The organism is Lactiplantibacillus sp. 7.2.4 (assembly GCF_018991185.1).
Taxonomy (GTDB): Bacteria; Bacillota; Bacilli; order Lactobacillales; family Lactobacillaceae; genus Lactiplantibacillus; species Lactiplantibacillus pentosus.
Map to the genome: position 1 here is coordinate 1 of NZ_JAGYGS010000062.1, position 18,765 is coordinate 18,765.

Below are 18,765 nucleotides of genomic sequence, written 5' to 3' on the forward strand. Positions count from 1 at the left end.
ACTCAATATATAATACAACCTCTTTTTGATTTAAGATCACTCCTATCTTATCGTAACGTACCCAATTATTTTCCTACAGTCACCAATTATCTTGAGTAAAGCTCTCATTTTCCTTTTATTTCCACCTTGCTTAGCAACTAACAATATATTAGTCGCCTTGGCAATTAGCACCTCAAGATTATAAGCATCTAAATCACTGGAAATATCCACGATGACTTTATCAAAATCTTCGTTGGAGTTTAGTATATCTTCAACACTTCTTTCAAAGTTAACTTTATCTACCTTAACCATGAACAATCGATTCGTTTTCGATCGATACAACAAACTATTTGGCTCTTTTGCAAATCCAAATGTTTCCGTATAAGTATGATTATCGTTTGTTTCTATCAGTAACACTTTTTCTTGTTTTGTTACCCAATAAGAAATCAGGTTTGCAGTTAAAAGGACACGAATCTTTTCGGACTCAGGAGAACAAATAAATAATTGTTTTGCATTGGCTTGTACTAACTTCAAATTTACTTTTTTAGATACTTTAGTTATATCAGATTTAAAATCACTATTTTTTTTATTCATCATCTCAACCTCATGTTTATCGTGGATCTTTAAGTAGTTTTATACTACCCAAGTTTTCAATGCCAAAAACATCATTCAAATACTGACTTGCCATTTTCTTTCCATAAAGTTCCTTCATAAAAACAATAAATAGTGACAATACAAGACCACCCGCACCAAATATAATAACTATCTTACTAATACTTTGTTGCACCATAGTTGGTGTAGACGCAGCCTTTGATATAATCGCCAGATTAGCGTTTTCTTGATACTTTCCCACGAAACTAATCAAATTTTGAGCAACAATAGTCGCCGCATACTTTGAGAATTTAGGATTTCTAGTTGTAACACTCACACTAAATATTGGTGAGTTAACGGACGATGACACTGACATACTTTCAATTGTTGTATCACTAAATACCGAAGAAATTTTTCTTTGTTTCAACTCCGAATTCACTTGTGTTTTAAAGCTTTTAAGACTCAAAATTTGATCATAAACAGTAATTTGTGAAGTATCATTATTAGTTTGTAAAAATTGTATTTGCGACTGATATTCAGGTTTTTTAATCAAATAGTTCCAACTAACACCAGCTGCAATTGATAAACCAATGATACCTATTAACAAAACAATATGTCTTCCAATGATTCTAAGCACATTTTTTAATTTAATTCGTAATTCCATTATTTATCCTCTACATTACTTAACTCTTGCTTCACCGTCACTAATGCTGCATGAATCACCTGATGCATATCATAATATCGATACTGCCCTAGACGCCCACCAAAAATCACGTTGCCCTCCTGCTTTGCAAGTTCAGCGTATTGCTTATACAACGTGTTATTGCGAGTATTATTAACTGGATAATATGGTTCGTCTCCGCGTTTCCAGTTAGCTGGATATTCACGAGTAATAATTGTCTTACCCTTGTCACCTTTTCCAAATTCAAAATGCTTATGTTCGATGATTCGAGTATACGGCGTTTCCACATCCGTATAATTAATAACAGCATTTCCTTGGTAGTTGTCAACGTCTCGTTCTTCCGTTTCAAATCGTAAAGAACGATATTCCAATTCTCCTAATTGATAATTGAAGTATTGATCAATCATCCCAGTAAATATGATCTTCGGAAAGTCGGCTAAATACTGATTTTTATTGGCGAAGAAATCCACACCGGTCTCAACATCGATTTCTGGGTGATCCAACATCTTTTCGACAATTTGAGTATAACCACCGATTGGAATCCCTTGATAAGTATCATTGAAGTAGTTGTTATCGTATGTGTAGCGAACTGGCAATCGACGAATGATAAATGCTGGCAAATCGGTCGCCTTTTGACCCCATTGTTTTTCAGTGTAGTCCTTAATCAATTTTTCGTAAATGTCAGTACCAATCAGCGAAATTGCTTGTTCTTCAAGGTTCTTTGGTTCACCGCTTAACTTAGCAGCGTCCTTTTGTTCCTGAATTTTTGCTTGTGCCTCTGCAGGCGTCCGAACGCCCCACAGTTCACTAAACGTATTCATATTAAAGGGTAAGTTGTACATATGCCCTTTATAATTTGCGACTGGGCTGTTTGTATAACGATTAAATTCGGCAAATTGATTAACATACTCCCAAATTTGCTTATCAGAAGTATGGAAGATATGGGCACCATATTGGTGAACTTGAATCCCATCTACTTCTTTGGTGTAGATATTTCCAGCGATGTGCTCACGTTTCTCAATCACCTTAACGTGCTTGCCACGTAATGCTGCTTCATGGGCAAAGACTGCGCCGAAAAGTCCAGCACCAACAACCAAATAATCATACTTACTCAATTTGATTTCCTCCAAGAATATAAGTCTCATCATGCTATTACATCAAAAAAAATTTAATATAAAAGGGTTATTGTTATATTCTTCTATGAATAACTTTAAAAAAGCGACCATCCTTACAATGGTCGCTTGAATTCAACAATATTTGTTCAATGACGAAACTCATCTTCATATGACGCTATGTCCCTTTATGGCAAGATGAAGTCTTTGTCATAAATACAAGATAGACTTTATCACTCACTACCCAACAAGCATATGCGATTAGAAGTGAGTATATTACAATCACTGTTTCCATCGAAAACACTTGTTGTGACGCCATTTTATTGGCAAATATAAGTTCCATTAGTGATTATTCCGGACAAAAGTGCTAATCCCAGGGCCGGCCTAACAACTTTATCAGTATTTTCAATCTTTAAAAAAACGACTGAAAGTTAATTTTGCCTACGGAGTTTTTCAGCATAGATTTTCTAATACATGCAAGTACAAAGCCAGACATCAACGTACCTAGCATGAATGCCATGCTGAATGCAAACCAAATACGTACATCTGTATGTCTCAAATGAAGTACATTTACACTCGGAAATCGGCATTTAAGTAATAATAGTGCAACAAGAAGTAAAATATACACTACAATTTTACTCAAAGTTGGTAGCACTAGAAGATATATTATTTTCATAAGCCAAATATCCTCATCAAAATTGAATACAGCATTTTTAAGTTTCTTCAACATTCTGACCACCACCCTTTCGTCTAATCGACATTTTCTGAAAAGAATGGTACTAATCGCTTTTTACCCAATCCCAAAGAACCCATGCATAAACAATGCGGCACAAGCTGCCCCAACAAATGGTGCAATTCCGGGTACGATGATCCCGTATTGCCAGTCGCTGTCAGCCTTGTTCTTGATTGGTAAGATGGCGTGGGCGATCCGTGGTCCCATGTCCCGTGCAAGGTTCATGGCGAAACCAGTAGGACCACCGAGTCCCATCCCAATCGCCCAAACTAAGAGCCCCACACCAATCGGAACGATTCCTGGCGTCTTCACTTCAGAAATAGCTAAAATTCCGGAAATAAAAATAAAGGTATCGAAGAATTCGACGAAGAAGTTCCGTGGTAAGTTACGCACAGCGGGTGCAGTTGAGAATAAGTTCCGAATCGTAATTGGTGAAATCTCATCAGCAGAAGCGGCAAAATGGTCAGCGTACATGATCCAGACGATCACAGCACCAACGACCCCACCCAAGACTTCCGCAACTGAATACGGGATGAAGACTGACCATGATAAGTTGCCCAACATGCATTGAGCCAAGACCATGGCTGGATTAATACAAACATTGCCGAAAATGAAGAGGGCAATCGTAATCCCAAAACCCCATGTGGTAATTGCGAAGATATGGCCGGAACCGCGGTACTTGGTCCCCTTTAAAACCTCACTACAATGTACACCGACACCAAAAATAATCATCAAGGCGGTTCCCATGAACTCTGCCAGAAGCTGATGAATCACTATCTTTCTCCTCCTGTGGCGTTATTACGCCTGTTTATTTTGAAATAGACACCACTGGCTTTCAGAAAGCACCGGCACTTTTTTCACACGAACACCATTATACACAAAATCCGAATCGTTTAATATGTAAATCGCAAAAAGTTTTGATTTTACATGATTAACGATTCGGATTCAACTAATAAGTTCTAAGCTTTCGGTGATTTATTTTTGTTCCGCTTGAAGAATTGGTGGAAGATTCGGCGCATCACGCGAGGCGATTTCGGCTCGATCTTCTCTTCAAACCACTCCTGAACCGAGGCGTTGACCACCCCACCAAACATCAGCAGGATACCGGAGAAGTTGAGCCAGAACATCAGAACGATCAAACTTCCAATCGTCTGGTAACTGGTAATTCGTTTGGCGAACAATTCAATGTAGATTCGGAACCCTTGCGAGATCACGATCCAGCCAATCGTCGTTATCAGTGCCCCAATCCAGATATAACGCAACTTCACCTGGGCGTTCGGCACAAAGTAGTAAAGCAACATGGCGACCACGAACATACCGACAAAGGTGATCAAGTTTTTATTCTCCAACAACTGGTTGATCCAGTTCGGGATGATTGCTCGCGTCAGGTGCGTCAGGCTTAAGACCAAATCTAAGATGACCTGACTGAGCGTGAAGAAGATCGCCAGGCCGACAATCAACAGTAGTAAGCCGAGTGTTAGAAAGAAGGCGATGATTCGTGTCAGAATCGCCCCCTGCGCATCATCGACGCCATACGCTTCGTTTAAGCTCCGGCGAATCGCCGCAATAATCTTGGAAGCCGACCAGATCGTCACCAAAATCCCAATCGACAAACTACTACTACTGCCGCTCGACAAAAAGGAGACCAGAATCGGCTTGAAGGTTTGATAGACGTTGCTGGGAATCACTTCCTGCGCATACGCCAAAATCTGCCCACTTTTCAAATCAAACCGAGCAATCAGGTTCCCGGCAATCAAAATAATTGGCGCAATCGACATCAACGCGTAATAGGCCAACACGATGGCGTTATTACTAACATTGGCCTGATTGTACCGCCGAATGATGATTTCGAGACTCTTCGTAATTTTAGGGTACCGGGCTTTTAAATTCATTCATCCATCCTCAACGCTCACTTATAGTATCTCCAATTATACAATGGAATCTCGCTAGAAACACCTTTTATACTAAAACTGGCTGTTAATTGGTGGCCTGGTGTTTGAAGCTAGACCAATCCTGGTACAGCTAGTCCAATCATGACGCACCGTTTACACGCGATTGCGTGTGCCTGGACCACATTTGGCTGCACGTCGCAAAAAAATAACCGGTCGGACACCCCCACGGCATCCGGTTCCGGTTACGCTACTAATTTCACATCTTTTCAGGAGAAGTGAAAATTATTATCACTATGTCACCCAACATATTACACCGTTTATACAAAATTGCAACCGAAATTAATGTGTCCCAATCTTTTTTGTAATAGCCTGCAAAATATATTCGGCAGCGTGGCCGTCCCCATATGGGTTCGCCGCATCCGCCATCCGCTGGTACTCAGCCTGATCATCCAACAGTTGCGTCATCGCAGCGGCAACTTTTTCACCATCGGTTCCAACAAGCTTCAGGGTTCCGGCTTCAACACCTTCCGGCCGCTCAGTCGTGTCACGCAAGACCAGCACGGGTTTGTTCAACGACGGCGCCTCTTCTTGCACCCCACCCGAATCAGTCATGATAAAGGTACTCCGCGCCGCCATGTTATGGAAATCAAGCACGTCAAGCGGGTCAATCAAGTGAATGCGCGCGGTGTTACCCAAGATGCGCTTAGCCACCGTTTGAACGGCTGGGCTCAAATGAACTGGGTAGACCACTTCAACATCTGGATGCGTCGCCACGACCCGTTTGATAGCGGTAAAGACGGCTTCCATCGGCGCTCCCTGGTTCTCACGACGATGCATCGTCAGTAAAATCATCCGGTGTCCCGGCTGAATCAGGTCGAGGGCCGCGTGCTGGTAATCGGCTGAAACGGTCTGCTGCAAGGCATCGATGGCCGTATTGCCCGTCACCGTGATGGCCGCATCTGGATGATGTTCCTTCAGCAAGTTCTGCCGACTCAGTTCCGTTGGCGCAAAATACATGTCAGCGAGCACATCCGTCAACTGGCGGTTCATCTCTTCGGGATACGGCGAATACTTCTGCCAGGTCCGCAAACCAGCCTCAACGTGTCCGACTGGGATCTGGTGATAAAAGGCGCTGACACTGGCCGCAAAAGTCGTGGTCGTATCGCCGTGTACCAGCACAATGTCCGGCTGCTCCGTATCAATGATTGCATCTAATTTGGTCAGCACCCGACTGGTAATCCCCGCCAACGTTTGATTGGGCTGCATAATATTTAAATCATAGTCGGGTGTGATGTGAAAAATCGTCAGCACTTGATCGAGCATCTCACGGTGTTGGGCGGTCACCACCGTCACTGGTTCAAATTGCGCTTGTTGCTGCAACTGCAAGACGATTGGCGCCATCTTGATTGCTTCTGGACGCGTTCCGAAAATCGTCATTACCTTAATTGGTTTTGTCATTAACTTTCACCTGCATCATTTAGTTTCTAGTCCCATGATAGCGTTTGTCACCCAGATTCGCCATCTTTTCACAGAAATGTTTAGTGATTGTTAATTGATTTGGACGTGGATCGGCTGGGTGGGGGCTGAGATTGGGTCCGGACGGTTGTTGGAACAGCGGCCTGGGAATCATTGCCCTTGGAGTCTGTCCAAATTAAAACACACCCGCCTGCGCCTCGTCACAATGGTGGTCGTGACTGACGGGCCAAGTGGGTGTGTCGTTTTGCTTCATTAAAGTAGTTTGTTACTGCAATCCTAATTCTTTTGAATGGGTACCGAATTTAAATCGTGGCTGACACGTGGATCGGATAACACTGTCTGTAAGTCCCATCGGTGATGCTCTGCCCAGCGCTAAAAATCGAGTTTCTTCTGATCGTGTAGACAAGCCTCAGTTTCAATTTCACTTAGGACATCCTTGAGTGCGAAATCAGGCTGCACCTCGGAAACCAGCGGACACCAGAATCCGCACTCATTTCACACCACGTCACTTCAACTCCAGTTTCCACTCAACCTAACCGCCCCGACTCTAAAATGGCACCGTCTTCAACAAAATATCACGAATCTTGTAAGCGACTTGGTTATCGCCACCAAAGACGCCTTGATTTTCAAATAGCACCAGTGCGACCTTGGCGTTGCGGGAGCCCATATAATACGTATGGAAATTATTGTCATTGCCACCGACCCGAATCACCTGGCCCGCTTGATAGTAGATCCCTGCGGAGTACTTGTACTGGAAGTTATCCGCTAGTGAGCGTAAGCCGGCCTGACCGACCAGTTGGCCACTCTGTAAGCCGTACATGAATTTGTAGTAGTCGCCGACACTCATATACAAACTACCACAGCCGAGTTCTGCGGATTGCAGTGGTTTGGAAATGATGCTGCCTTGTCCACTGCCGTTCGTCAAGCGATAGGACAACGGGTTAAGGACGTTACCTGGAATATCATTATATTCATAAGTGTGCTTTAATCCGAGTGGCCGAATGATGTCATTTTTGAGTGCCGTCTGATACGACTTGTTCGTCACCTTACGAATGACGCCGGCCAGCAACGTGAAATTCGCATTGGAGTATGAATACGCGTGATTATTGGTCGAACGTAAATGTTGTAGCGTATAGTTCAGGCGCGCCGTTTCCGTCGGTAAAATCGTCTTCGGTGTCAGTTCTGCCATACGAATGCCGGAACGGTGATCTAATAATTGCCGCATCGTGATTTGACTGGCATACGGAATGTTCGGATAAAATTGGCTAAGTGGCGTGGTCATGCTCAACTTGCCTTGATTGATCAATTTCTGAATGATGGCACCCGTGACCGCCTTTTGTAAGGAGGCTAATGGATACACCTCATTTGCGGAATTCCGGACTTGGTTCGCATCATCTGCATACCCATACGTCCGAACGCGGACTCCCGCCGGCCCATTGGTGGTTAATAATAGCGTGCCCATAATATGATGGCTTTTAATCAGCGCATCGATTTGTTTGATGGCCTGTGCTTCCGTATACTGACCTGGTTTTGGTTTCGGTTGCTGCTTAGTGACGTGTTTCTTTTTGGTAGCCGGTTTGATTTTCGACGCGGCCTGCTGCACTTTGATCGTCTTCGGCGTTTCCTGTTGCGCTCCTCGACCTAACTGCTGTGAACCCCACACGCCTAGACCAATCAACCCCAGTAAGATTGGTAAGGCGACTAATAACCAACGACGCTTGTTCATCGCAATCCCCCCTTGCGCGTATCGTGGCTGGCAACTCCCCGCGAACCACGACTTTTGATTGCTTTTAGCATACGCGCAACCCCACCATTTTGCATTAAAACGCGAATTATTGTTAGTCCGCCGAACCAAAGTCCAAACGCTGATAAGACGCGATTTTTGACACAATCACCAAAAATCCATAAAAATTTAGTTGATTTAACTCGTGCAATTTCCGAACGTGACCAGTAGAATTAAGCATATAGTTAACTTATTCAAGGAAGGATGATCATATTGAGTCAAGCAACCGATTATATTCAACACGTCTATCAAGTTATTGAACACCGTGATCCGAACCAAACCGAATTTTTAGAGGCCATCAGCGACCTCTTCGAAACGATCACACCCGTCTTGGAACAACATCCAGAATATATTGAAGCAAATATCCTGGAACGGCTGACGGAACCAGAACGCATCATTCAGTTCCGGGTCCCTTGGCTCGATGATGCCGGCCACGCACGCGTCAACCGCGGATTCCGGGTCCAATTCAACTCAGCGATTGGCCCTTACAAAGGTGGCTTGCGTTTGCATCCATCCGTTAACCTCAGTATCGTCAAGTTCCTAGGTTTCGAACAAATCTTCAAGAATGCCTTAACTGGCCTCCCAATCGGCGGTGGCAAAGGTGGTTCTGATTTCGATCCTAAGGGCAAATCCGACAACGAAATCATGCGCTTCTGCCAAAGCTTCATGACCGAACTCAGCAAGTACATCGGCCTTGATACCGACGTTCCTGCTGGTGATATTGGTGTCGGTGGCCGTGAAATCGGCTTCTTATACGGCCAATACAAACGGTTACGGGGCGCTGACCGTGGCGTATTGACCGGCAAAGGCCTCAACTACGGTGGTTCACTTGCCCGGACCGAAGCCACTGGTTATGGTTTGGCCTACTATACCGATGAAATGTTGCAAGCCAACCAACTGTCATTCCCTGGTCAACGGGTCGCCATCTCTGGTGCTGGTAACGTCGCCATCTACGCGATTCAAAAAGTTGAACAACTCGGCGGCAAGGTCATCACTTGTTCCGACTCGAACGGTTATGTCGTTGATGAAAACGGCATCGACTTCAAGATCGTCAAGCAGATCAAGGAAGTTGAACGCGGCCGCATCAAGGAATACGCCGACCGTGTCGACACTGCCACTTACCACGAAGGTTCTGTTTGGGATGCCAAATTAGCCTACGACATCGCGCTGCCTTGTGCCACTCAAAACGAAATTAGCGGTGACCAAGCTAAGACGTTAATTGCCAATGGTGTTAAAGCGGTTGCTGAAGGGGCCAACATGCCAAGTCGTCCTGAAGCCATCGCGGCCTACAAAGCGGCCCACGTGCTTTACGGCCCAGCTAAGGCTGCCAATGCCGGTGGGGTTGCCGTCTCAGCACTTGAAATGAGCCAAAACAGCATGCGTTTAAGCTGGACTTTTGAAGAAGTCGACGACCGGTTGAAGCAAATCATGAAAGACATCTTTGCTCACTCGGTTGCTGCTGCCGACGCCTATGACGTTAGCGGTGACTACCTCAGTGGCGCTAACATTGCCGGCTTTACGCAAGTGGCTGATGCGATGGTCGCGCAGGGATTAGTTTAAAAATTTATCATAAGTAGCCCAAAAGGTTAGTTGAGATGGGATAACCCCCATTTCGACTAACCTTTTTGTATTGGTTTAATTACGACTCCGTAATCTAACTTCGTCCATTACATGTAATGGTTCTAAAACTGGAAACTGTGCTCTTACTGATTGATATAAGTCGTTATCGCTCACAGCACGTACGGTGATAACAACTGAATATGGAATACTGTTCATCTTTATCCATTTTATCACCTATTAGTTTTCGTGAAGATACCGACTGACTGAACTCGTACTGGTGCCTGTTAATTCAGAAATTTGTAACAAGGTAAGTGTTGGATCAATTTTCTTTAAAGCTTGCGAAATGTTCTTCTTATTCTGTTTCGTTTGCTCAAGCGGTCTCCTTAAGAATTGAATTAAAATCGGGACTACCTCAACATCGTTCAAAACTGACTGCCTCAAAGCACGTTGAGATAATATTTCAATCTCCGCAGGTGAAACATTATCGATCAATTCTGCAATTTCTTTTAGCTTCCTATTATCGACATAATCACCCAAATACATCAGCCATAGCGCGTACCGTGCTTGAACATCCGGACTCGAAAAGCGAATATTCAAATCAAATCGCCTGAACAAGGCATCGTCGATATCTTGAAGCCGATTCGTCGTCGCAATAAAGATGCCTCGATTCTCCCAAGCGTCCAAAGACTGCAATAGCGTATTGACGATCCGTCGCATTTCACCGACATCAGTCGCGTCATTGCGATTTCCCCCAATAGAATCAAATTCATCAAGTAACAATACTACTCGATGGGTTCTGACATAAGTGATGATTGAGGCCACATTTTTACTTGTATCGCCTAAATAACTAGATAGCAATTGGGCCGTATTTACACGATAAAGTGGTAACGCCAATTTAGTCGCAATTACCTCGGCAGCTGAGCTTTTCCCAGTACCAGATGGGCCACTAAAAAGGACTTTTGTAATTGGATTCAGTCCAACCTTCTGAAGGGCTTCTTTGCTCTTATGAGACTTAATTATCTCTTCTATATCATTACGAACCTCTGTCGAAATCACCAAATCATCTAATCCCTTTGTCGGTGTCACAGCTGTCAACAACTCATTCTCCGTCGCAGAGATTGTCCGTGACTCTTGAACACCACTCTTCCCAGCGTGATAATCTGACAAGCTCTTCTTCAACTGGATTGCGACTTTAGGATCTTTTTTCTCCAACAATCGAATCAAAGTAAGCGTCGCCATTTCAAACTCATTATTATCTTGCTTGATAAAGCTTTCAACAATATCAGGTATACGATTATAGACTGCATTTACCATAATGTTCACCTTCTATGGGAAACAATCAAACGTGGCTATTATAGCGTTAAAAAGCTACAATTCCCAAAAGCAACAATCCATATTTGATATGGGAATTGTAGCATTACCCACCTGTCGTGTCAAAGATTAGTCATGATTACTGACTTATGACAAATAAAATGTCACTCTTACTTAGGGGTACTTATCTATCAGTAATATATACAACAATAAATGAGCATTTCACCGTTCTTTACTTTCATCTTGCAAATAATACGAAAAAACTCATCAGCTTCTGAATGAATTGTACAGACAACTGATGAGTAAATATAATTATGATTTGATAGAAATAGTGCTAGACCTTATCAGCCGGATACCCCGTATGAGCCACCAACTGCGCATAAGTTTCGTGTAGTGTCACAGCTGCGACTCGCCAGCCAACTTTTAATAATGGAATTAATCGTAACGGATCTTCAACGGGCACATGATGCTCATGGGCGAATTTGCAGATGGCTGGGATCACTTCCATATCGGAATTGGCAAAGTAATAGTTGCCCGCATCCGTCAAAACGAAAATAGTCGCCCGAAATGCATGGCGTGGATCCATACCCGCGGTCGCGTGACACCGAATCGCCCCGATTTGAATACGCCGAACCTCACTCAGCGGCATTTCACCGAGATTACGGCCCTCAGGTGACCACAAGACGACCTTAGTTGGTGTCAATTCGACCATTGCGTACTTTTCACTTGAGGTCCCCGATAGCCGCCGTAGCCAGTTACGTTCCGGTTTGGGCTTCGGGTACTCCTGGCCTTGAATCTCAAAGTGAAACGGAACGACGCACTTTTGCGCCCGTTCAATTGCTCGGTAGTGCCCAGCAATTTGATGGTTTGTAAAAATAGATGCCATTGGTTTAAACATGACGCTCACCCCTCTCACCGCTAGTATACGCTTTCATTCTGTAAATCGCAGTAATTTCATCACGACAGTTTTTATTTTCTGTCGCACCGTTTGAAAGCGTATCCCATGGCGAATAATTAAAAAAATGGTCACCAAATTACCCACGTAATCTAGTCACCACCGTTTGGTCCGCCGGTTCTTCTCAAATTATGTGTTCATTTACCATGCCCCTATGTGTGTCGACCGCCAAGCGACGGTCATCCCCGCTTCAAATTCACCGGCAAACAATGATTGCTGAAGCCTTCAATCACACCTTTTGACCCCGCGACTAAACGCGCGCGTTGCCCGGTCATTCCTGACCAACTTCATTATAACATCTTTGTGGCGTCTTTGTTAGCGGTTACACAAACTAGGGCTGATTCCGGCGGCGGGATGGCGCTCTTGATGGCGGGCTGTATTGATGAGGGTATAAAAAAAGCTTGTCAGTAATTCGACAAGCTAGACTGGATCATTATTATTCAGCGTCATTAGGTTGACTGTCATCAAAGTCGGCTGGCATGATGGCAAAGTTGCTTGCTTCAGTTGAAAGCAAGGCAGCGTAGGCCCGGACCTTAGCGGACAATGCTGGGATGATGGCCCCATTCAGATTGTTCAACATTTCTTGTTCATCGTCTTCGATGGCCTTGTTGTCGGATTGACGTTCGATGATGCCGACCATTTCACCACTCAAACGAACAATGGCAAATACTGTCGCGGTTAAATCGAACATTTCTTCCTTATAAGTAACTTGTAATTGCGCCTGAACGACGTCATCACCAAAGGTCTTCTTAACGTCTGGATTAGCAGCGGTATAGCTGAATTGGCCTTGCCCTGGCGTGTCATCTTCTTCAGAACGATCGTAAACGATTTGGAAATGTAAGTCTTGGATTGCTGAATTTAAAATTTCAATATTCATTATGCGAAACTCCCTTTTATATATTACTCTCACCTTAAAGGAAAACGGTTCAAATTACAATCACATTTCCCGGCTTTTTGTGAATTCTCGGTTAATCTCGTGTTAAGCTTTTGTAAAGTCAATAACACTTGGCGGCTTGACCTTTAACCCGAATACTTATAAACTGAATAAGTGTTTTAGTTAAAGGGGTTATCGATTATGAAACGACAGCGAATCCTCCCAGCACTGATCATTCTGGGAATTTGTGGCGGACTAGTTGCGACACCGGCAACCAATGCCCAAGCACTCCGCGTCCGTGGCACACGCATCACTCGGGGCAAACGCCACGTTCGACATCATCATCCGCGGCGCCACAGCCACCACCATACTCGCCATCGTCGCTGACTGCTGACTGCTGACTGCTGACTTAGTATGACATCATGAGACTGATGTTGCGATACAAAATTAATGATAAATAAAACAAGCACTGCTGCCGTTATCTCGTTCACTGGAGATAACGGCGGCGGTGCTTGCTTCGTTTTGTAGCTGATTTATTCATGTGTCGACCCAAACCAACGCGCAGTATCACTCGCTATTTGAATCGCGTGTCTGCGGACCATACACCTGTACTGTGTGGCATTGCAAGTATCGCAGGTATTACAAGTATGCAGATACTGCTGATATTGCAGGTATTGCAGATGTTGCCCTAGTTTTGCACTCAATGCGCGTGTCGGCCTAGTTTTGCACCCGCTGCGCATTTTGTTGCCGGATCTTATTTGGCAAGTTTTCTGCCAGAAGGTATTGTCGAATCAGACTGACGATTTGTTGATTCTGCGGTAAGTCCGAATGGGCCGTATTGGCACCCGTGACAGTAATCTCCGTGAAATGCTTAACCTGGTCTTGGAAGATGTACTTGCCGTAATTGACACTATTGTACGGTACCGTGCCATCACTGGTATAGTTTTCAGTTCCGGCAATCGAATAGACGGTCAGGCTGCGTGGCAAACCAGAACGATACTGGTAGAGCTCCTTGAACATACTCGTTTTCGCTGTCGTGCTCGTCGATTCCATGTTATACGGCGACGCAATCGTCATCAGCCGGTCGATATGGACCTTAGGGCTGTCCTTCAAGTAGCGTTCCAAGAATAGCGTCCAAATCAAACCACCATTGGAATGACCCAGCGCATAGAAATGATTAAAATGATAAGTTTTCACCAACGCTTTAAAGGCCGTATTCAGCCACACCGCTTGTTTGTCAATGTTCGCCTTGCCATCCCGATTATTAGCGAAGCCAATCACGATAAAGGGCTCGTTATCATTGGCGGCAATCGAGCCACTATACTTAATGGACCCGTCCGTCTCCACCGTGAGTTTCAAGACGCTGTGTTTTTGCGGCGTTTCTTTTCCTAATTCTGTAATTAAACTATCAAACCGGTTCTGTGAGGCACTCGATCCCGGCACCATGATAACTGGCGCCATCCGCGTTCGACCGGTATTTTTCAACGTTTTAATATTGGCCTGACTCCAGTTATAGGCTGGCCAACACACGGCCACTAATAAGCCTAATCCGAGTAGCCAGCGCCACCAATTACGTTTAAGCATCCGCTTGGCCTCCCTCATCGACGTGGTTCGCTAGTAAGACAAATGGCAAGTAAATCGCCGTGGCAATCGCGATGTTGAGCACGCTCACCAGTAAAGCGCGCCAATCGCCACCGGTTCCTAACCAGCCCGTTAAGAATCCGGGCATCGTCTTGCTGACCGGGTAAACGACTGGCGGCATCCACTGTAGTTTGAGTGCGACCCACGTCACCAGCATACTCGCAATCGGCGCCAACAAAAATGGAATCGCCAGAATCGGACTATAGGCGATTGGCAGGCCCACGAGTAACGGCTGATTAATGTTGAACAAAACGGGTAACGCGCTAGTTTTCGCCACGGTTCGATAATTGCGGTTGTGTGACCGCCATAAAATCGCAATCAACAATGCCAGTGTCATGCCGGGACCGCCAACATTGGCAAACACATCAAATAAAGTGTGCAACGTTACCGGATTAGGTGCGCCCCAGGCAGAACCATGTTGGAGCGCATATTCCAGGTTCTGGACCGTGCTGGTTGCGCTATTGCCGCTGAAATCGACCGGTCCCATAATGCCAATCAACCAGTACAAATTGCTGAGCGACCCGACACCGATAATTACCAATACAGATGCACCTGGATTGCTGAACGGCAACGTAAAGACGGCGTAGAACAACCCGTTTAGGCCGCCCTTGCTGACAAAACTGATACCATAACCAATGAGACTAAACAGCAATAACGCACTGACCATCGGCACCCAACTCTGACGAGCGCGTTTTAACAAGTGGGTCTGATCCTCTAACTGTTGATGGACGTGTGGTCGACGCGCGAGATGGCTAAACAACCAGCCGGTGATCAAGCCGACCAATAATGCCAAAAAAATGCCTTGCGTCCCTAGGTTATTTTCTAAAAAGCGACTGCCCGTAGCTTGCCCATGATTACTAAAATAATTGTAATTAATATTAAGCATCATGAAACTAATCGCCGCGGTCAATCCCGCCAGCAAATTATCACGCTGCGCTGAACGCGCTACAAAGTTTGCAGCGGCGAACGCCCCAATAATCGCAATAATGCCGTTAATACTCAGGTTGAGCATCGTGGTATAGGTCGTCAGGTGTTTAAAGCCTGGCACCCAATGACTCAAATAATAAATGCGGTTTAAAAACCCATTGCGCTGAAAAATGGCTTGATTCAAAAAACTGACGTACGCCCCAATCAGGACGAACGGAAACAGTAATGTCAGCGTATCTCGGAGCGCGCGCCAATACCGCTGCCGCTCGACGACCCGCTCAAACCGCAATAGCGCGTGTTGAACTTGCTTGAACATACCCGATCCCCCCAAAGAAATTCATTGCTTTTAATATACGCCTGTTGGGCGCGCTTGCCCACTAGGTGCGTTTAATTTTCTTGCCGGCCACTTATCCATTATAATGAGCATAAAGATAAGTGGAGGTGGTTAAGATGCCAAGCCGTTATACCAATATTTTAGTTCCCGTTGATACTTCTGATGCTGCCCAAGCGGCGTTTACCGAAGCTGTGAATATCGCCCAGCGACACCAAGCCAACTTAACAGCGCTCTATGTCGTTGATGACAGCGCCTATCACACCCCGGCACTCGACCCAGTTCTAGCTGAACTACTGGACTCCGAAGCGGCCCACGCAAAGGACGCCATGCGCAAACGGCAGCAATTCGTCGCCACCACATCGGCGCCTAACCTGAAGACTGAAATCAGTTATGGCATTCCTAAGCACACCATTGAGGACTATGCCAAGCAGCATCCGGAGATTGACTTGATCGTACTCGGTGCGACTGGCGCCGACTCCCCCAACCGCGTGTCCGTTGGCTCAACGACAAGCTACGTGGTCGACCATGCCCCTTGTAATGTGATTGTGATTCGTTGATTATTCGGCCCCATCTTGCTCGGTTAGGCGGGAGATGGGGCCATTTTTTGGATTATATGGACTTTGAGGCGCTTGTTGACTGGCGATTGCTACTGGTTGGTGGGTGTTTTTTTGTGGCTGTGATATGAAATGGTATAGCTTGGATATGCAGTGATGAGATTGATTGCAGTGTAATAATGATTGTCTGATTATTCAGCCGTGACACGTGTATTGACCATGCGATGCAGCGCCCTGCTATGCTACGACGTCATGGCAATTATTGGACAAACAAATCAGCTAGACGCACTCAGGCAATATATCGTCACAGTATACATATTTGACAACACTCGCTTATTAACTGACTTGTTGATTTTAAAATACATGAAATATGCTGAATATTGGCATCGTTATACGGTATAGTTATTATAACGATATTTATTTCACGTCTATAATTTGTTTATACAGTAGTCGCCCATCACACTTGCGAGATTTTACAATCGGGGCCTGTCTCGCGGACATGCTTGTAGTGGGTCACCGCCATTGTTGGTAGCGCTTACTCCACCACGACTCAAAGCCTGTCAGATCAGTTTTCTGCCAGCAAATATTTTGAACACCCTTCTCACGCTTCATCGCAGACAGGTATACGCTGTATGTACACTTTGTCATCAGCGTGCCCTTTTCTACTTGAATTAAACCGCATTTCGGCCATTGACCAACAATCTCAAGTCATAAAAAGGTGTAATTATTTTGGAGGAATCACCATGAAGAAAATCACCACGCTCACTGCAGTACTCGTGGCAGGGCTAACACTAACTGCTTGCAGCAGCACTAGCAGTTCATCATCATCCAGTTCCAAAGCGTCTACTAACAAACAGTCGTCGTCAAGCGCTAAAACGACGACTGGCATTTCACTTGCGAACTACAAGCAAATCCAAGTTGCACTTCCCAACAACGGCACCGCAACGACTGAGACTAAAGTCAAGGAAATGTTTGGCAAGCCAGACCAGAGTACTAAGACCAGTATTAGCGGGCTCGATAAAGAAGCGACCCAATATACCTGGACCAATGTTGATCAATCATTGAGCGGTGCAACTGTGACTGCCAGTTTTTATGGTGGTAAAGCAGTTGCTAAGGGCTATAGCAATGCTTCACTAACGCCGAATGACAAACTCACAACGGCCACGCTCAATGGCATCAAGGAAGGCGACACGCTGAGTTCAGTGGAGGCAAAACTGGGGACGCCTAACGCTGAATCAATCTCGGGTTCGGGTGTCTTGAGCGCGCAAATTATTAACTATACCAGTATCAAGGGGAAATCCGGGGCGTCGGTTTCATTCACATTTACTCATAATCGATTGGTGACGACGACGAAGACTAGTTTTAATTAACGGTTTCTCAACCCGTTGGATTTGAGCTTCTAGATCGATCCATCACTTCGAAAACAATACACTGAAGTCTTATTATTAATTTGGAGGATTCATTATGACAACACATATTCATTGGCATAAAGTAACCGGACTATTACTTGCACTGCTGCTGTCAATCACACTGGTCGGCTGCTCGAACAAAACCAGTAAAACCAAGTATTACGACAAGGATTTCATCACCAGCTTGGAACAAGGACTCGAAGCACGTTGGAAATTAACGGATGAAGCTGGTGACCAGGATATCAATCAATCGGATTATAAGTCGTTTATCAATGCTGAGCTCAAACAAATTTCCAGCTATTCTTCCAAAAAGTTCAAAAGTACGTTCCTACAAGAAAACGCCATTGCTTACATCAATAGTTTGAAGAATCAAAAAAAGGCGCTTAAATCTTATAACGACTCCGATTTTTCAACTAAATGGAATAAGGCGTATGACGCTCGCAATGCGATTCTGGTGAAAATTGACAACAAGTACCATTTGAAAGTCGATTCAAAATATAATTCTTATCTCGTAGAGCTTCGGCGATCCGGCAATGCAGCCAACAAAAACACAACACGAAATGCAGCTGTGGACAGTCTAATCAAATCAATCAAGTTTAATGACAAAACTGATGATGGTTCTGGATGGATTGAATACAGTGCAACCGTCGAAAATACCACAGGAGCTAATATTAAAAACTTTTCTGCAGTAGTCAAATTAAAGGATAAGTCCAACGTCACGACTGATACGCAATACGTTAACACTGAAAATTGGAATAAAAATGAAAAAGTAAAGTTTAAGTTCTCTACTGGGCAAATTCTATAATTAATCCGAACAGAAATTAAAAATCCCAAAGCAATCACTTACAATGGTAGTAACTAATTCCAACCAATATAGGGAGTGATTACTTTGGGTACATCTACTTTATCACGTTTTCAACGTGGCGCACTAGCACAACTGGTCAATGAGGGG

The 18,765-nt window shown here is 44.6% G+C and carries 17 protein-coding genes; 5 read left to right on the forward strand and 12 right to left on the reverse strand.

What is annotated here, in order from left to right:
- Window positions 1-42: 42 nt before the first annotated feature.
- The 7 genes from KGF70_RS14130 to KGF70_RS14160 form a co-directional block, all read right to left on the reverse strand.
- Complete coding sequence (locus KGF70_RS14130; RefSeq protein ID WP_216786465.1) at window positions 43-576, reverse strand: hypothetical protein; 534 nt, start codon at window positions 574-576, stop codon at window positions 43-45.
- 13 nt (window positions 577-589) lie between these two features.
- Window positions 590-1,234 (reverse strand): hypothetical protein, encoded by a 645-nt coding sequence (locus KGF70_RS14135; protein ID WP_216769201.1) that lies wholly within the window; start codon window positions 1,232-1,234, stop codon window positions 590-592.
- Entirely contained in the window at window positions 1,234-2,367 is a 1,134-nt protein-coding gene (glf, locus tag KGF70_RS14140; protein WP_253954866.1) for a UDP-galactopyranose mutase, read from the reverse strand. The genes KGF70_RS14135 and glf overlap by 1 nt, the downstream gene beginning before the upstream one ends.
- Before the next feature lie 787 nt (window positions 2,368-3,154).
- Complete coding sequence (larD, locus tag KGF70_RS14145; RefSeq protein WP_003638198.1) at window positions 3,155-3,871, reverse strand: D/L-lactic acid transporter LarD; 717 nt, start codon at window positions 3,869-3,871, stop codon at window positions 3,155-3,157.
- A 185-nt stretch (window positions 3,872-4,056) separates the two neighbouring features.
- Window positions 4,057-4,989, reverse strand: coding sequence for a YihY/virulence factor BrkB family protein (locus tag KGF70_RS14150; protein WP_216769199.1), 933 nt, complete (start codon window positions 4,987-4,989; stop codon window positions 4,057-4,059).
- Between the two features lie 339 nt (window positions 4,990-5,328).
- Complete coding sequence (wecB, locus tag KGF70_RS14155) at window positions 5,329-6,447, reverse strand: non-hydrolyzing UDP-N-acetylglucosamine 2-epimerase (protein WP_216769197.1); 1,119 nt, start codon at window positions 6,445-6,447, stop codon at window positions 5,329-5,331.
- A gap of 565 nt (window positions 6,448-7,012) precedes the next feature.
- The gene (locus KGF70_RS14160) at window positions 7,013-8,191 is read right to left on the reverse strand and encodes a serine hydrolase (RefSeq protein WP_216769195.1); all 1,179 of its coding nucleotides are present in this window, start codon (window positions 8,189-8,191) and stop codon (window positions 7,013-7,015) included.
- Window positions 8,192-8,452: 261 nt separating this feature from the next.
- Here KGF70_RS14160 and gdhA point away from each other — a divergent pair, with 261 nt between their 5' ends.
- Window positions 8,453-9,808 (forward strand): NADP-specific glutamate dehydrogenase, encoded by a 1,356-nt coding sequence (gene gdhA, locus KGF70_RS14165; RefSeq protein ID WP_175365124.1) that lies wholly within the window; start codon window positions 8,453-8,455, stop codon window positions 9,806-9,808.
- 237 nt (window positions 9,809-10,045) lie between these two features.
- On the opposite strand, the gene KGF70_RS14170 is transcribed toward gdhA, so the two are convergent.
- The 3 genes from KGF70_RS14170 to KGF70_RS14180 all read right to left on the reverse strand — a co-directional run bounded on the left by KGF70_RS14170 (window position 10,046) and on the right by KGF70_RS14180 (window position 12,951).
- The gene (locus KGF70_RS14170; RefSeq protein ID WP_216769194.1) at window positions 10,046-11,122 is read right to left on the reverse strand and encodes an AAA family ATPase; all 1,077 of its coding nucleotides are present in this window, start codon (window positions 11,120-11,122) and stop codon (window positions 10,046-10,048) included.
- A 331-nt stretch (window positions 11,123-11,453) separates the two neighbouring features.
- Complete coding sequence (locus KGF70_RS14175; protein ID WP_003638192.1) at window positions 11,454-12,017, reverse strand: hypothetical protein; 564 nt, start codon at window positions 12,015-12,017, stop codon at window positions 11,454-11,456.
- 493 nt (window positions 12,018-12,510) lie between these two features.
- Complete coding sequence (locus KGF70_RS14180) at window positions 12,511-12,951, reverse strand: hypothetical protein (protein WP_003638191.1); 441 nt, start codon at window positions 12,949-12,951, stop codon at window positions 12,511-12,513.
- Between the two features lie 198 nt (window positions 12,952-13,149).
- Between KGF70_RS14180 and KGF70_RS14185 the strand changes: the two genes are divergently transcribed.
- Window positions 13,150-13,335, forward strand: a complete 186-nt coding sequence (locus tag KGF70_RS14185) for a hypothetical protein (protein ID WP_216769193.1) — start codon at window positions 13,150-13,152, stop codon at window positions 13,333-13,335.
- 330 nt (window positions 13,336-13,665) lie between these two features.
- Here the strand turns inward: KGF70_RS14185 and KGF70_RS14190 are convergent, their stop codons facing one another.
- Window positions 13,666-14,532 carry an alpha/beta hydrolase gene (locus tag KGF70_RS14190; RefSeq protein ID WP_216769192.1) on the reverse strand — a complete coding sequence of 289 codons (867 nt, stop codon included), beginning with the start codon at window positions 14,530-14,532 and terminating at the stop codon, window positions 13,666-13,668.
- A complete protein-coding gene (locus KGF70_RS14195) occupies window positions 14,525-15,832 on the reverse strand; it encodes a PTS transporter subunit EIIC (protein ID WP_216769191.1) in 1,308 nt (435 codons plus the stop codon). Before KGF70_RS14195 ends, KGF70_RS14190 begins: the two co-directional genes overlap by 8 nt.
- 134 nt (window positions 15,833-15,966) lie before the next feature.
- Between KGF70_RS14195 and KGF70_RS14200 the strand changes: the two genes are divergently transcribed.
- The 3 genes from KGF70_RS14200 (at window position 15,967) to KGF70_RS14210 (ending at window position 18,618) form a co-directional block, all read left to right on the forward strand.
- Window positions 15,967-16,407 carry a universal stress protein gene (locus KGF70_RS14200; protein WP_088769830.1) on the forward strand — a complete coding sequence of 147 codons (441 nt, stop codon included), beginning with the start codon at window positions 15,967-15,969 and terminating at the stop codon, window positions 16,405-16,407.
- Window positions 16,408-17,147: 740 nt separating this feature from the next.
- Window positions 17,148-17,774, forward strand: a complete 627-nt coding sequence (locus KGF70_RS14205; protein WP_216769190.1) for a DUF3862 domain-containing protein — start codon at window positions 17,148-17,150, stop codon at window positions 17,772-17,774.
- 94 nt (window positions 17,775-17,868) lie between these two features.
- Window positions 17,869-18,618 carry an FxLYD domain-containing protein gene (locus KGF70_RS14210; protein ID WP_216769189.1) on the forward strand — a complete coding sequence of 250 codons (750 nt, stop codon included), beginning with the start codon at window positions 17,869-17,871 and terminating at the stop codon, window positions 18,616-18,618.
- The last annotated feature ends 147 nt before the right edge of the window (window positions 18,619-18,765 follow it).